This is a genomic window from Streptomyces sp. NPDC049954 (assembly GCF_040656295.1).
Taxonomy (GTDB): Bacteria; Actinomycetota; Actinomycetes; order Streptomycetales; family Streptomycetaceae; genus Streptomyces.
In genome coordinates, this window is the sequence record NZ_JBFALS010000005.1 from 337,068 (window position 1) to 351,997 (window position 14,930).

At 74.3% G+C, this 14,930-nt stretch carries 13 protein-coding genes, 1 pseudogene and 1 riboswitch; of the genes and pseudogenes, 7 read left to right on the top strand and 7 right to left on the bottom strand.

The features are described 5' to 3' along the window. Positions 1-206: 206 nt before the first annotated feature. Complete coding sequence (locus tag AB0J21_RS13410) at positions 207-1,703, top strand: NAD(P)/FAD-dependent oxidoreductase (protein ID WP_363146025.1); 1,497 nt, start codon at positions 207-209, stop codon at positions 1,701-1,703. Between the two features lie 40 nt (positions 1,704-1,743). Here the strand turns inward: AB0J21_RS13410 and AB0J21_RS13415 are convergent, their stop codons facing one another. The 5 genes from AB0J21_RS13415 to AB0J21_RS13435 form a co-directional block, all read right to left on the bottom strand. Further along, positions 1,744-2,883 carry a hypothetical protein gene (locus AB0J21_RS13415; RefSeq protein ID WP_363146026.1) on the bottom strand — a complete coding sequence of 380 codons (1,140 nt, stop codon included), beginning with the start codon at positions 2,881-2,883 and terminating at the stop codon, positions 1,744-1,746. 45 nt (positions 2,884-2,928) lie between these two features. Then, a complete protein-coding gene (metF, locus tag AB0J21_RS13420; protein WP_363146027.1) occupies positions 2,929-3,849 on the bottom strand; it encodes a methylenetetrahydrofolate reductase [NAD(P)H] in 921 nt (306 codons plus the stop codon). A 199-nt stretch (positions 3,850-4,048) separates the two neighbouring features. Then, positions 4,049-4,714, bottom strand: a complete 666-nt coding sequence (thiE, locus tag AB0J21_RS13425; RefSeq protein WP_363146028.1) for a thiamine phosphate synthase — start codon at positions 4,712-4,714, stop codon at positions 4,049-4,051. 118 nt (positions 4,715-4,832) lie between these two features. Next, complete coding sequence (locus tag AB0J21_RS13430) at positions 4,833-5,198, bottom strand: Rv2175c family DNA-binding protein (RefSeq protein ID WP_363146029.1); 366 nt, start codon at positions 5,196-5,198, stop codon at positions 4,833-4,835. A 79-nt stretch (positions 5,199-5,277) separates the two neighbouring features. Beyond that, on the bottom strand, positions 5,278-6,498 hold the full coding sequence (locus tag AB0J21_RS13435; RefSeq protein WP_363146030.1) for an FAD-dependent oxidoreductase: 1,221 nt from the start codon (positions 6,496-6,498) through the stop codon (positions 5,278-5,280). Positions 6,499-6,617: 119 nt separating this feature from the next. Beyond that, positions 6,618-6,730, top strand: a riboswitch (TPP riboswitch). Here AB0J21_RS13435 and thiO point away from each other — a divergent pair. From thiO to AB0J21_RS13465, 6 genes are all read left to right on the top strand, one after another. Continuing rightward, positions 6,728-7,960, top strand: a complete 1,233-nt coding sequence (gene thiO, locus AB0J21_RS13440) for a glycine oxidase ThiO (RefSeq protein ID WP_363146245.1) — start codon at positions 6,728-6,730, stop codon at positions 7,958-7,960. Its footprint overlaps the riboswitch before it by 3 nt. Next, positions 7,957-8,184, top strand: coding sequence for a sulfur carrier protein ThiS (gene thiS, locus AB0J21_RS13445; protein ID WP_363146031.1), 228 nt, complete (start codon positions 7,957-7,959; stop codon positions 8,182-8,184). Before thiO ends, thiS begins: the two co-directional genes overlap by 4 nt. A gap of 4 nt (positions 8,185-8,188) precedes the next feature. Beyond that, the gene (locus AB0J21_RS13450; protein WP_363146032.1) at positions 8,189-8,983 is read left to right on the top strand and encodes a thiazole synthase; all 795 of its coding nucleotides are present in this window, start codon (positions 8,189-8,191) and stop codon (positions 8,981-8,983) included. A gap of 124 nt (positions 8,984-9,107) precedes the next feature. Then, entirely contained in the window at positions 9,108-11,108 is a 2,001-nt protein-coding gene (gene pknB, locus AB0J21_RS13455) for a Stk1 family PASTA domain-containing Ser/Thr kinase (protein WP_363146033.1), read from the top strand. A 270-nt stretch (positions 11,109-11,378) separates the two neighbouring features. Continuing rightward, positions 11,379-11,780, top strand: coding sequence for a hypothetical protein (locus AB0J21_RS13460; RefSeq protein WP_363146034.1), 402 nt, complete (start codon positions 11,379-11,381; stop codon positions 11,778-11,780). A 69-nt stretch (positions 11,781-11,849) separates the two neighbouring features. Next, positions 11,850-12,749, top strand: a complete 900-nt coding sequence (locus tag AB0J21_RS13465; RefSeq protein WP_363146035.1) for a deoxyribonuclease IV — start codon at positions 11,850-11,852, stop codon at positions 12,747-12,749. Between the two features lie 142 nt (positions 12,750-12,891). Here the strand turns inward: AB0J21_RS13465 and AB0J21_RS13470 are convergent, their stop codons facing one another. Both AB0J21_RS13470 and AB0J21_RS13475 read right to left on the bottom strand, forming a co-directional pair. Then, a complete protein-coding gene (locus AB0J21_RS13470; RefSeq protein ID WP_363146246.1) occupies positions 12,892-13,377 on the bottom strand; it encodes an RICIN domain-containing protein in 486 nt (161 codons plus the stop codon). After that, positions 13,360-14,487 (bottom strand): annotated as a pseudogene (locus AB0J21_RS13475) (glycoside hydrolase family 64 protein); the annotation flags it as partial. The pseudogene AB0J21_RS13475 and the gene AB0J21_RS13470, both read right to left, overlap by 18 nt. Between the last annotated feature and the right edge of the window lie 443 nt (positions 14,488-14,930).

Here is a 14,930-nt window from a genome sequence, read left to right on the forward strand (position 1 = left end):
GCGCGGACACCCCCGGGCGCCGCTCCGTTCCGCCGCCCCGTGTCGGCGGTCCGGTGCGAGCACCCGTCCCCGTGCCCCACACTCTGCCGTCCGCGCAGGTCACGGCCCATCCGTACGCCTACTCATCACGCGGTCTGAGTAGGCGTACTCAGAGAGGTGCCCGGGGCCCGGGCGCGCTGTCGCAGGCGCCGGATAAAGTCCCTGGCATGGCACGGATTGTGGTGATCGGCGCGGGTCTCGGCGCGATGTCGGCGGCGGCCCGGCTGGCCGTCGCGGGCCACCGGGTGGTGGTGCACGAGCGCGCGGCGACGTACGGCGGGGCGCTGGGCGAGTTCGGGCGGGAGGGCTTCCGTTTCGACACGGGGCCCGGTCTGCTGACGCTGCCCGCCGTCCAGCGCGACCTGTTCCTGAAGACCGGCAAGGAGTCCCTGGAGTCGCTGGCCCCGCTGGAGCAGGTCGAGCCGGCCGCCGCGCACCTCTTCGCGGACGGCACCGTCGTGTCCCTGCCGAACGCCTCGCGGGCCGGGGTCGCCCAGGCGCTGGACGGGGCGCTCGGCGCGGGCGCGGGGGCGCGCTGGTCCGCCTTCATGGACCGCTCGCGGGAGGCCTGGGACCGGGTCCGCCGTCCGCTGCTGGAGGAGACGCAGTGGCCCAACTGGCAGGTGCTGGCCGGTCGTGAGCCCTATCCGGCGCTCGGGGTGCGGCGGCCGCTGCGGCGCGAGCGGCGCGCGAGCACGCTCGCGGAGGTCGGCGCCCTGGAGTTGCGGGACGCGCGGCTCACGGCGCTGCTGGAGCAGTACGCGCTGCTCGCCGGTCTCGATCCCCGTACGGCCCCGGCGGGCGCGGCGGTCCTGCCGTACGTCGAGCAGACCTTCGGTGTGTGGGCGGTGCGCGGGGGGCTGCGTGCCTTCGCGAGCGCGCTGCACGAGCGGTGTGTGCGGCGGCGGGTGGAGTTCGTGTTCGGCTCGGAGGTGACGGCGGTCCTGGAGAAGGACGGCCGGGCGGCCGGGATCGGGACGGCGGACGGCGCCCGCGTCGAGGCGGACCACGTGGTGGCGGGCGTGGCCCCCGAGGTGCTGGAACGGCTGCTCGCCGGCCGCTCCCCGTGGCCGGCCGACGGGGTCCCCGCGCGGCGCGGCGGCAGCAGCAGGCTCCTGGTGTTCCTGGCGCTGCGCGGCGCCCGCCCCGAGGGCACCGCCGTCCGCACCGTGCTGCACACCCCGGACCGCGCGGCCGAGTTGGGCGCGGTCTTCGACGGGCCGGGCGCCCTGCCGCCCGCGCCGACGCTGACGGTGCTGCGCCCGGGCGACACCTCCCGGGTACCGGACGCGGAGCACGAGGCGGTCACCCTGAGCCTGACGGTCCCGGCCGGTACCCAGGTGCCCGAGGCGTACGTCGAGGGGCTGCTGGACCGCGCGGAGGCGGCGCTGCCGGGCCTGCGGGAGCGGCTGCTGTGGCACGAGACGCGCACCCCGGACGACGTGGCGCGGGCCACCGGGGTGTGGGGCGGCGCGGTGCCGGCCCCGTCCCTCGCGGCGGGCGGGGGTCGTTTCCTGTACCCGTCGAACACCACGGCGCTGCCCGGCCTGTACGCGGTGGGCGGCTGGGCGCATCCGGGCGGCGGCCTGCCGCACGCGGGCATGTCGGGCGCGCTGGTGGCCGGACTGATCGTGGAGGGCCCGGACTTCAAGGGCTCCTACTGAGACGGTGCGGCGCGCGGCGAGGGCCGGGCGGGGCGCACCCTCAGTACTGCCGCCCCTGTCCGTCGCTGCCGCCGTCCCCGTAGCCGGGCTGGCCGGGGTACTGGACGTAGGGCTGCTGCCCGGGTTCGGCGCCGGCGCGCTGCTGCGGGACCCAGACGCCCCCGGGCGGGGTGTCCGTGGCGTAGGTGGCCTCGGGGCCGGGCGCCGCTTCGGCCGGGTAGCCGTACCCGTACCCCGTCGTGGCGTACGGGTCCTGCGCGGACTGCCCGGGGTCGTAGCCCTGGGCGCCGGTGGTGTAGGGGTCGCCGTACGCGGCGTACGGCTGCGCGTAGCCGTGCTGCGTCTGCTCCCCGCCCCAGGTGTCGCCGGGGCCGGGTGCGCCGTTGTCGTACCCGCCGGTGGCGTACGTGCCCGTGTCGTAACTGCCGTACGGGACTTGGGCGTAGCCGCCGGTGTCGCCCTGGGAGGTGGCGGCGAAGGACTCGCCGAAGGGGGAGGCCGTACCGAAGGAGCCGGTGTCGTAGGAGGCTGCCACGTAGGGGGCGGGGTCGTAGGCGGAGGCGGCGGCCTGTTCGTGTCCGGACGTCTCCTCGGGGGCCGCGAAGTATTCCTGTCCGGAGGTGTCCCCGAAGGCCGCGAAGGACTCCTGCCCGGAGGTGTCCCCGAAAGCGGCGAAGGGCTCCTGTCCGGACGTCTCGGCGGAGGCCGGGAAGGGCGCCTGTCCCGGCGTTCCCGTGAAGGCCGGGGAAGCGGGGACGGATTCGAGGACCGCGGTGCCCTCGAATCCGTCCGAGGCCTTGTCCCGGCTGTCCTGTGCGCCCGTCGACGCGGAAGCCGCTTCCGGGCCCTCGTCCTCCAGGCGCAGGTCCGAGACCTCCAGGGCCGGGCGCCCCGCGCCGTCCCGGCGGCGTTTGCTGGCCCCGGGTTTGCCGCCGAGGGCCCAGCCGGCGGCGAAGCCGCGCCGGAAGGACAGGGTCACGAGGGTCTGCCCGGTGGCGAAGGCGATCGCGCCCAGCGCGATGACCACGACGGAGGGCAGCAGCACCCCGAGGACGACGAGGAGGAAGCCGCCGAAGGCGAGCAGACGCCAGCGCAGTCGCGCCTTGTACTGGAGCAGCACCTCCCCCAGCAGCCACAACGCCACGACGGCGAAAGCGAGATAGAGGACCGCCCAGCCCATGTACGCCCCTCTCCCCGGCGGCCTGCGGGCCGCGGGTTCGGCAGATCAGGGCCTGTGGTGGGGCAGGCCCAGATTCTCGTGGATCTCCAGAGTCGCCGTGGAGTTGTTCAGCGTGATGAAGTGCAGACCCGGCACGCCTTCGGCGAGCAGTCGGGCGCAGAACTCCGTGGCGAACTCGATTCCCAAGGAGCGTACAGCCGCCGGATCGTCTTTGGCGGCGAGCATGCGTTCTTTCACCTCGCCGGGGAACTGCGCGGTGCTCAGCGAGGGAAGTCTCTCCAGTTGCCGGAGGCTGGTGACCGGCATGACCTCGGGAATGACCGGGGTGTCGCAGCCCGCGGCGGCGAGCCGGTCACGAAGGCGCAGGTAGGCGGTGGGGTCGAAGAACATCTGGGTGATCGCGTAATCCGCCCCGGCCCGGCACTTGTCGACGAAATGGCGCACGTCGGAGTCCCAGTCCTCGGAGCGCGGATGCATTTCCGGGAAGGCGGCCACACCTACACAGAAATTGCCCGACTCCTTGATGAGCCGTACCAGTTCGGCGGCGTACAGCAGGCCGTCCGGGCGCGCCACCCAGTCGCCCATGGGGTCACCGGGCGGATCACCGCGCACGGCGAGGATGTTGCGGATCCCGGCGTCGGCGAACTGGCCGACCATGTTGCGCAGCTCGGCGATCGAGTGCGACACGGCGGTCAGGTGGGCGACCGGGAGCAGGGTGGTGTCCTCCGCTATCCGCTGGGTCGCGCGCACGGTGCCCGAACGGGTCGTGCCGCCCGCGCCGTAGGTCACGGAGACGAAACTCGGGGAGACGGCCTCGACGCGGCGCAGCGCGTTCCACAGGTTGCGCTCGCCCTTCTCGGTCTTCGGCGCCCAGAACTCGAAGGAGTACGACGGTTTGCCGCTCGCGAGCAGGTCACGGACGGTCGAAGCGTCGGAGGTCCAGGTGGATGCGGTGCCGAGGGCCATACGGGAAGGGTAGCCAGAGCCGGGCCTGTCCGGCCTCCCGCTTGGTGGTTTTGCCCGTTAAGCGGACTTCTCGTCCACGCCTCGGACGGTCGGGGGCGGTCTTGGAACCGTGCGGGGCAGGGGCCGAGGCGGCCCGGAGTGGTCCGTGTCTCAGTTCTCCCGGTCCGGGTCCCCGCCGTGTCAGTGTCTCGCGCGGTCGTCAGTTCTCGCGCAGTCGTCGCGCGAAGTGCCTGGCCGCGGTCCCCGGGTCCTCGGCCTCGGTCAGCGCGCGGACGACGACGACCCGGCGGGCGCCCGCGTCGAGCACCTCGTCGAGGTTGCCCGCGTCGATGCCGCCGATCGCGAACCAGGGCCGGGTGGTGCCGAGCGAGGCGGCGTACCGCACGAGGGAGAGTCCGGGGGCGGGGCGACCCGGCTTGGTGGGCGTGGGCCAGCAGGGGCCGGTGCAGAAGTAGTCCGCCCCGTCCTGGACGGCGGCGGCCGCGGCCTCCGCCTCGGAGTGGGTGGAGCGGCCGATCAGCACGTCGGGCCCGAGGATCGCGCGCGCGGCGTCCACCGGCAGGTCGTCCTGGCCCAGGTGCAGGACCTGGGCGCCCGCCGCGTGCGCCACGTCGGCCCGGTCGTTGACCGCGAGGAGCTTGCCGTGTCTGCGGCAGGCCTCGGCGAAGACCTCCAGCGCCCGCAGCTCCTGGGCGGCCTCCAGGTTCTTGTCCCGCAGCTGGACGACGTCCACCCCGCCGGCGAGCACGGCGTCGAGGAAGGCGGGCAGATCGCCCTGCCGCTCGCGCGCGTCGACGCACAGGTAGAGGCGGGCGTCAGCGAGGGCCCGCCGGGCGGCTGCGGCGGTGTCGGACTGCGCGGTCATGGAGAAGGGTCCCCCCGGGGAAACGGCGGGCCGGGCGGTCCGGATTCTCCCGGCCCGCCCGGCCCGTGCGCGGCGTGGAAGACGGCGGCACACCACCGCCGTCAGCGGTCGGTACGGCTCAGACGGCGAGCGCCTGGGCCCGGCGCTTCACCTCCGTGCCGCGATTCTCCTTCAGCGCCTGGGCGGGGGTGCCCGGCAGGGTCGGGTCGGGGGTGAACATCCACTCCAGGATCTCCACGTCGTCGAAGCCGTCGTCGCGCAGCACCGTGAGCAGTCCGGTGAGGCCCTTCACCGTGTGGTCGCCGTCGAGGAGCGCGGCGGGCACGTGCAGGGCGCGGTTCTCCCCCCGGCGTACGGCGATGAGCTGGCCTTCCCTCACCAGTTGCCGCACCCGGGTCACCTCGACGCCGAACAGTTCGGCGATGTCGGGAAGGGTGAGCCACTCGCTGACGAGCGCTTCGGTCTTGGCATCAATCTCGGTCACGGGGACAAGCGTGCCATCCCGGACCGACAGGCGGTAGCCGGGAGGGCGGCAGGGGGGAGGGCGGCGGGAAACGTCCTGGTCAGCGCGTGGCGGCCTTGAGCGGGCGGGCCGGGTCGGCGAGCGCCCCCGGGTCCATCGGCGCACCGGCGGCGATGAGCTTGCGGCCCTGGGCGAGGTCGCGGGGGCGGCCCACGGCGAGGACCGCGACGAGCTGCTCCTCGCGCAGCCAGCACACCGAGTACGCGGGGGTGGCGGGGTCGCCGCGCCACACGGTGGTGTCGGCCTGTTCGTGGTGGCCGGCGTACTGCACGAAGTGGCCGAACTGCTCGGACCAGAAGTACGGGACGGGGTCGTAGGGCTCGGCCCCGTCGCCCGCGATGTCGGCGGCCACCGTGTGCGGCCCCTGGAGGGCGTTGTCCCAGTGGTGCACGAGGAGGCGGCGCCCGTAGCGGCGGGAGGGGAAGGAGGCGCAGTCCCCGACCGCGTACACCCCGGGCACCGAGGTGCGCAGGTGCTCGTCGGCGAGGACGGAGCCGTCGGGGGCGAGGTCGACGCCGGAGCCGGCGAGCCAGCCGGTCGCGGGCCGGGCCCCGACGCCGACGACGACGGCGTCGGCGGGCAGGCGTTCGCCGCCTTCCAGGACGACCGCGCCGTCCTCGACCGCCTCGACCCGGACGCCGGTGCGCAGGACGGCCCCGGCCCGCGCGTACCAGTCGGCCATCGGGGCGGCGACCTCGGCGGGCAGGGTGCCGGCGAGCGGGCGTCCGGCGGCCTCGACGACGGTCACGGCGCAGCCCGCCTCGCGTGCGGCGGTCGTGAACTCGGCGCCGATCCAGCCGGCGCCGACCACGACGACGGTGTGCCGGGCGGCGAGCACCGGGCGCAGGCGGCGTACGTCGTCGAGGGTGCGCAGCAGGTGCACGCCGGGCAGACCGGTGGTGCCGGGCAGCCGTATCGGCTGGGCGCCGGTGGCGAGGACGAGGGTGTCGTAGGCGAGCGGCCCGTGGGAGGTGTCCAGCTCGTGGTCTGCGGCGCGCAGTCCGAGGACCTCGACGCCCAGGCGCAGTTCGACGCCGAGGGCGGCGAAGTCGACGTCGAACGCGGAGTCCTCGGCGGTGCCGAGCAGGACGGCCTTGGACAGCGGAGGGCGGTCGTAGGGGGCGTGCGTCTCCGCTCCCAGGAGCAGGATCCGCCCCGCGTATCCCTGTTCGCGCAGGGCCACGGCGGTCTGCACCCCGGCCATGCCCGCCCCGACGACCACCGTGCGTCTGTCCGCCTCGTGCTGCCTCTGCTCACTCACCCGGTCACTGTAGGACGGGCACCGGGGGCGGCGGCGGGGAGCGGGCGGGAGATCTCCCCCACAGCGTGACCGCCCGCGGGGCCGGGCCTACCGGGGCCCCGCGGGCGGGTCTAGGGTGACGGGGACACCGCGGGAGCCCGGACGACCGGGCTGAGAGGGAGGCTGGAGCGGCCTCCGACCGTCCGAACCTGATCCGGGTCATTCCGGCGAAGGGAGGGGCATCGTGCCCATGCCTCCACCGTCCACCGCTCCCGCTCCGCCCTCCGGGCAGTCCTCGGGGGCGCCGGTGGACGTGCTCGTCGTCGGCGGCGGGATCATCGGCCTCGTCACGGCGTGGCGGGCCGCGCGGCACGGGCTGCGGGTGGCCGTGGCCGATCCGTGGCCCGGGGGCGGTGCGGCGCAGGTCGCGGCCGGGATGCTCGCGGCCGTCACCGAACTGCACTACGGCGAGGAGACCCTGCTCGCGCTGAACCTCGCCTCGGCGCGCCGCTATCCGGCCTTCGTGGCGGAGCTGACCGAGGCGAGCGGGCAGGACCTCGGGTACCGGGAGTGCGGGACGCTCGCGGTCGCGCTGGACGGCGACGACCGGGCCCAGCTGCGCGAGTTGCACGCGCTGCACGAGCGGTGCGGGCTCGACTCGCAGTGGCTGAGCGGGCGGGAGTGCCGCCGCCTCGAACCGATGCTCGCCCCGGGGGTGCGCGGCGGGCTGCGCGTCGCGGGCGACCACCAGATCGATCCGCGCCGGCTCGCCTCGGCGCTCCTCGTCGCGTGCGCGCGCGCCGGGGTCGCCTTCCGCCGGGAGCGCGCCGTCCGGCTGCTCGTCGGGGACGGCCGGGCGCGTGGCGTGGCCCTGTCCGGCGGCGGGCTGCTGACGGCGGAGCAGACGGTGCTCGCCGCGGGCTGCGAGAGCGGCGGGCTCGACGGGGTGCCGCCGGAGGTCGCCGTGCCCGTGCGCCCCGTCAAGGGCCAGGTGCTGCGGCTGACCGTCCCGGCCCGGTACGCGCCGTTCCTGAGCCGGACCGTGCGTGCGGTGGTGCGCGGCGGCAGCGTCTACCTGGTCCCGCGTGAGAACGGCGAACTCGTGGTCGGCGCGACCAGCGAGGAACAGGGTTTCGACACGACGGTCACGGCGGGCGGCGTGTACGAACTGCTGCGGGACGCCCATGAGCTGGTGCCGGGGCTGACCGAACTGCCGCTCGCCGAGATGCGCGCGGGGCTGCGGCCCGCCTCCCCCGACAACGCCCCGCTGCTCGGCCCGACCGCGCTGCCCGGACTGCACCTCGCGACCGGGCACCACCGCAACGGGGTCCTGCTCACCCCGGAGACCGGCGAGGTCATGGCGCACGCTCTCGTCCACGGCGAGCTGCCGGAGGCGGCCCGTGCCTTCAGTCCCCGCCGTTTCGAGGGGACCTCGCTCAGCCCCGCACCCCGCCCGGCCCTTCCCCAGGAGCTGTCCGCATGACCGCTGCACCCCTCGACCTCGACCTGACCTTGAGGGTCAACGGCGCCGAGCGCACCGTCGCCGCCGGTACGACGCTGGCGGCCCTCGTCGGCGAACTGACCCGGGCCCCGTCCGGGGTGGCCGCCGCCGTCAACGAGAGCGTCGTCCCACGCGGGCAGTGGGCGCGTACCGCGCTCGCCGAGGGCGACCGCGTCGAGATCCTCACCGCCGTACAGGGAGGCTGACACCGTGGCCGACGATCCACTGCTGCTGGGCGGGGTGCCGTACACCTCGCGGCTCATCATGGGCACCGGAGGGGCGCCCAGCCTCGACGTGCTCGAACGGTCCCTGCTCGCCTCGGGCACCGAGCTGACCACCGTCGCGATGCGGCGTCTGCACCCGGGCACGCAGGGCTCGGTGCTCTCGGTGCTGGAGCGGCTCGGCATCGGCGTCCTGCCGAACACGGCGGGCTGCTACACGGCGGGCGAGGCGGTGCTCACCGCCCGGCTGGCCCGGGAGGCGCTGGGCACCGCCCTCGTGAAGCTGGAGGTCATCGCCGACGAGCGGACCCTGCTGCCCGATCCCGTCGAACTGCTCGACGCGGCCGAGATCCTCGTGGACGACGGGTTCACGGTCCTGCCGTACACCAACGACGACCCGGTGCTGGCCCGCAAGCTGCAGGACGTGGGCTGCGCGGCGGTCATGCCGCTGGGCTCGCCCATCGGCTCGGGGCTCGGCATCCGCAACCCGCACAACTTCCAGCTCATCACGGAGCGGGCCACGGTCCCGGTGATCCTGGACGCGGGGGCGGGCACCGCCTCGGACGCGGCCTTCGCGATGGAGCTGGGCTGCTCGGCCGTCATGCTGGCCTCGGCGGTCACGCGGGCGCGAGAGCCGGAGCTGATGGCGCAGGCGATGCGGCACGCGGTCGAGGCGGGCCGGCTCGCGCACCGCGCGGGGCGCATCCCGCGCCGCCACCACGCCGAGGCCTCCTCCCCCGCGGAGGGGCAGGCGTGGCGGGACCCGGAGCGCCCGGCCTTCTGAGCCCTCGCCCGCGTGACCCGTGGCACACGCGTACGCCACCCGCCTGTCACAGCTCGGCAGCAGCTCGGTCCCGGGTTCTTCCTGGCGGGCGGCGGCGCGTGCGCCGGATCGTAGACTCGCCCGCGTGGACACGAGGCCAGTAGACCAGCACGCGCCGCTCGTCGGACATGTCCTGGACGGGCGCTACCGCGTCGACGCGCTGATCGCCCACGGGGGCATGGCGACCGTCTACCGGGCGGTCGATCTGCGACTCGACCGGGTCGTCGCGCTCAAGGTGATGCACCCGTCGCTCGCGACCGACGCGTCCTTCGTGGAGCGCTTCATCCGCGAGGCGAAGGCGGTCGCGCGGCTCGACCACCCCAACGTGGTGGGCGTCTTCGATCAGGGTGCGCAGGGCGCGTACGTGTATCTCGCGATGGAGTACGTCGCGGGCTGCACGCTGCGGGACGTGCTGCGCGAGCGGGGCGCGCTCTCGCCCCGAACGACCCTGGACGTCCTGGAGCCGGTACTGGCCGCGCTGGGCGCCGCGCACCGGGCGGGTCTCGTGCACCGGGACATGAAGCCGGAGAACGTCCTGATAGGGGACGACGGGCGGGTCAAGGTCGCGGACTTCGGTCTGGTGCGCGCGGTGGGCACGGCCTCGCAGACGACGGAGACGGTGCTCGGCACGGTGTCGTACCTGGCGCCCGAGCAGATCGACGACGGCGCGGTCGACCAGCGGGCCGACGTGTACGCCTGCGGGATCATGCTGTTCGAGATGCTGACCGGCCTCAAGCCGTACGCCGGTGACAACGCGGCCCAGGTCCTGCACCAGCACCTGAACCGCGACGTCCGGCCCCCCTCCGAGGAGGTGCCGGGGCTCTCCCCGGTCCTCGACGACCTGGTGGTGGCGGCGACGGCCCGCGATCCCCGGCTGCGCCCGCAGGACGCGGTCGCGATGCTCGCCGACGTCCGGGCGTCGGTACCGGGTCTGAGCGAGGCCGAACTGGACCTGGTGCCGCCCCGCGCGCGGGCGAGCGGGCACGACCACCACGACAACGCGGCCGACCGCACGAGCGTCATCCCGCGTTCGGTGTCCGTCCCCCGGGCGGTGCGGCCCCCGCTGCTGCCGCCGTTCGGTGACGACCCGGTCGACGCGGTGCCCGCCGCCCCCCTCGGTGACACGGGAGGGGTGCACCGCACGAGCGTCCTGCCGTCCCCGCCGCCGCCCGTCACGGGCCGCCCCGGGCGCGGCGGCGCGAGGTGGCGGCCCCGGCGCGGGCTGTGGGCGGCGCTGCTGGCCGCCGTGGTGGTGCTGTGCGTGGGCGCGGGCGTCTGGTACGTCAACGCGGGCCAGTTCACCCGGGTGCCGCCGCTGCTCTCGAAGACGCGGGCGCAGGCCGAGCGCCGGCTCGCCGACGAGGGCCTGGAGGTCAAGTCGGTCGAGCAGAAGTACAGCGCCACCGAGGAGCCCGGCACCGTCATCGGGACGGACCCCGCGGCCGGTGAGCGCATCCGCGACCACGGCGAGGTCACGCTGACCGTCTCGCGGGGCCCGCGCATGGTCGACGTGCCGGACCTGCGCGGCAAGACGCTGGACGAGGCCCGGGCGGCGCTGCGCGGGGCGGGGCTCGCACCGGGCATGGTGACGGAGGCGTTCAGCGAGGAGTCCCCGAAGGGCGCCGTGACGCGTACCGAACCGGGCCGGGGCGAGCGCCGCAAGGCCGGGACGACGGTGGCGCTGACCGTCAGCAAGGGCGCCCCGGTGCACGTCCCCGACGTGGGCGGGAAGCCGGAGGACGAGGCCCGTACCGAGTTGGAGGACGCGGGCCTCGACGTCTCGGTGGCCGACCGCCGGGTCTTCTCCGACGTGGACGAGGGCTCGGTCGCCGGGCAGTCCCCGCGACCGGACTCGGTCCGTGCGGAGGGCGACAAGGTGACGCTCACGCTGTCCAAGGGCCCGGACCTGGTGGAGGTCCCGGACGTCGAGGGCAAGCACGCCGACGAGGCGAGGAAGGTGCTGGAGGCGGCGGGCTTCAAGGTCAAGGTCTCGCGCTTCTTCCTCGGCGACACGGTCTGGGACCAGTCCACGGAGGGCGGGGACGAGGCCCCCCGGGGCAGCACGGTGACGATCCGGGTGCGGTGAGACGCTCCCGGGCCGTCCCGGCGGACGGGCGTCGCTGACGATCCGGGGGCGGTGACGATCCGGGGGCGGTGACGGAGCGCGCGGGGGCGGCGGTCGATCCGGAAGAGGACGGCAGAGAGCGCTCTCCGCCGCACGTGCCGGGCCTCCCGGCGCCCTTCGAGGCCCGCTTCACGAATCGCCCGAACGCTTCACCGGAAGTCCATACGTCACCCGGAGTGTTCGGGCAGACTGCCCTTCTCTCCTTCTGCTTCTGCCTCCCGGGGGTCTGTGATGCGTGTGCGTGTCCTCGCGGTCTCGGCCGCTCTGCTGGTCGCGGCCTCCGCGTCCGCCTGTTCCTCCACGACCGAGGACTCCGCTCCCCCGGCCTCGCCCCGGCCGCCCGCCTCGGCGAGCCCGGCGGCACAGGAGCGGTCCGCCCAGAAGGCCGACAGGCCGGACGGCAAGCAGTCGGCGGCCATGACGATCGAGCAGGAGCGCGCCGAGGCGTGCGACCGCGCTGTCGCGGAGGGCCGCGACCGGGCCCCGGAGTGCATCCTTGAGGGCGAGGACATCCCGCCCGGCCAGGTCTCGGTGGGCACCCCGGTGGTGCGCAGCCCGGCGGCGCAGAGTCCGGCGGCGGGCACCCCGTCCGTGGCGGACACCCCGGCGGCGGGCACCCCGGCCGCCGAGTAGCAGGGGCCGGAGGCAGGCGGCCGGGACCTCACTTTCCGGGACGGCCGGCGGGCGTGTCACCCTGGAGCGGTGAGCAGTAAGAACCTTCAGCGGACCGCGTCCGCCCTCCGCAACCCCGTCGGCGGCCACATCCCGGTGGCCGGCGGGCTCGCCGCCACCGGGATTCCCTACGCCGAGGAGCTGGGCGCCGAGGCCGTGCAGGTCTTCGTCGCCAATCCGCGCGGCTGGGCGACCCCCGAGGGCAACCCCCGTCAGGACGAGGCGTTCCGGACGGCCTGCGCCGAGAGGGGCCTGGTCGCCTACGTGCACGCGCCGTACCTCATCAACTTCGGCTCGCACACCGAGGCGACGGCCGAGAAGTCGGTGGACTCGCTGCGGCACTCGCTGCGCCGGGCCCGGGCGATCGGCGCCCCCGGTGTGGTCGTCCACACCGGCTCCGCGACGGGCGGCCGCTCCCGTGAGGTGGCGCTCGCCCAGGTACGGGAGCGGCTGCTGCCGCTGCTCGACGAGCTGACCCACGAGGACGACCCGTATCTGCTGCTGGAGTCGACCGCCGGCCAGGGCGCCTCGCTGTGCGCGCGGACCTGGGACTTCGCCCCGTACTTCGCGGCTCTCGACTCCCATCCCCGGCTCGGGGTGTGTCTCGACACGTGTCACATCTACGCGGCCGGTCACGACCTCGCGGGCCCCGGCGGCACGAAGCAGACCCTGGACCTGCTGGTGGACGCGGTGGGCGAGGGCCGCCTGCGGCTGATCCACGCGAACGACTCGAAGGACGTGGTGGGCGCCCACAAGGACCGGCACGAGAACATCGGGGCCGGCCACATCGGCGAGGACGCGTTCGCGGAACTCTTCTCGCACCCCGCGACCGACGGTGTGCCGCTGGTCATCGAGACGCCCGGCGGCAAGGAGGGGCACGCGGCGGACGTCGCACGGCTCAAGGCGCTGCGGGAGGCGGCGGCCTGCTGAGGGACCCGGCTGCCCGGGCCGCCCTTCGCGGCCCGCGACAACACCTGGCGGTGCGACGGGCCTCCGCGCGCTCCGGGCCCCGCCCCACCGGTCACCGGTGGGGCGGGGCCCTTTCCTCTTCCCCGGTCTTCGCGGGGCCGGGTCAGCCCGTCGCGAGGCGGAAGGACTGGGCGGAGGTGCCGTTGCACGTCCACTGCTGGATGGGGGTTGCGTCGGCGGTGGAGGCCCCCGCGACGTCCAGGCACTTGCCGCTGAGACGCGAGACGAAGCGGTAGCCGCCGTCGGACTGCAGCTCCGGCCTCCACTGCTGGTTGACACCGGAGTTCCGCGTCCACGTGGTGAGCTTGGCCCCGTCGGCGGTGGAACCGGCCGGGACGTCGATGACCTGGCGGGCGGCGTTGCGGTTGGCGATCGTGTAATAGCCGCTGTCGGCCGGGCTGAACTGCCACTGCTGGTTGGTCTGGCCAGTGCCGCAGGACCACTGCACGAGCGGGGTGCCGTCCGCGGTCCCCGCACCGGAGGCGTCCACGCACTTGCCCGAGTTGGTGTTGGTCAGGCGGTACCAGGCCGTGGGGTCGGCCGGGCCGGACGGGTTCTGGCCCGGACCGCCGAACGGGTCGAGGGTGATGGACGCCCGCTGGGGGTTGCCGTCGTGGACCAGCGACTCGTGGTTGCCGACGTCGTCGAAGGCGAAGGCGTAGGCCTTCCCGTCCACCATCTGCTGGTGGATGGCGCGGGCGTAGTGGTTGGTGACCGCGTCCTGGTAGAAGCCGGCGGAGCCGGTGTCGGGCTGGTTGGGGTTGCTGAGCAGCGTGGAGCGGTTGTATCCGGCGCACAGGGTGCGGGAGATCGGGCCGCGGACCAGGTCGTTGGGGGCGTCCAGGTACTTGTAGCAGCCGAAGACGCTGTCCGAGTCGGGCTTCTGGAAGGAGGTGACGACCGCCCCCGAGCCGTTGGTGAAGTTCATGACGTTCCCCGAGACCCGCCCGAAGTACTTGGTGCCGGGCTGGTCGGTGAAGGGGGTGACCGTCAGCGTCGAGCTGCTGTACTTCGACCAGACGCGGTTGATGTAGTCGTCCATGACGGTCTTCGGCAGGGCTCCGTTCGCGGCACCGTGGCCGGGGGCCAGGGCGCGCAGCACCGTACCGTCCGAGCGGGTCTGGATGAGGTTGGCCCAGCCGCCGGGCTGGCTCCGCAGGGAGTCGAAGAAGGCCTGGTAGCCACCGGGCTTCAGATGCCCGGTGGTCTTCGTGCTGCCGTCCCCGCCCGTCACCCCCACGGCGTAGGGGACCGAGACCATGTCGACCTGCGTGCTGTTGAGCCAGAGCCCCGAGTCGTTGAGGGTGTACTCGGTCCAGTCGAACAGGATGTCGCGGTTCGGGTCACTGGGGTTCTGCACCGCGGGCTGCACCAGTCCGCCGGTGGTCAGGCTGAAGACGAGTTTCCGGCCGAAGGAGAAGTAGATCCGGCCGGAGAACTTGGGGATCCGGATGGTGGTGGACTGACCGTTGGCCGGGCCGGCGATCGAGGCGTCCGGGGCCGGGGTGGGCGGGTTGCCGCCGGCGGGCCAGGCGTGGAAGGTGCCGGCGGCGTCGGCCCAGCCCTGCCGGCCGGTGGAGAGCTGGGTTCCCAGGTCGTAGATGTAGACCGGTTCGTTGCGCCCGGAGTTGTTGGTGAAGGTCACCGGGATCGTGTCGGGCACCGCCGCCTCGGCGGGTACGACGGCCAGCGCCGTCATTCCCAGGGCGACGAGCACGACAGCGAGTAAGGAGGCCAGTGACTTGCGGACCGTACGGACGGGTCTCTCCGTGAGTCTTCGTGCCATGAGCGCGTGTCTCCTCGTGGGGAGGGTGGAGGGTGCGGACTTCGGTCCGGGACGTGCGTCCGGGCAGGGGAATCCCGACTGGCGGTACTGGACATGCGGATACGCGCCGACCCGGAAGGGGACGGCGACAGCCGTCCGCTGAATGCCCGGCCTCGAACCCGGTGACGGGCGAGGCCAAAGGACCAGACCAATGTGAGAGCGCTCCCAGCATCTGGCCGGGGCCGAGGACTGTCAACGCTTCGAACGGAACGAACGGGCACACGTCCGAGAACCGCCCCTGGGCATCCCGGGTCGGCCGTCCGGCAGGGCGGAGCCGGCCTCCTCGTGGCAGGGCGAGGCGGCAGGGAGCCGCGCCT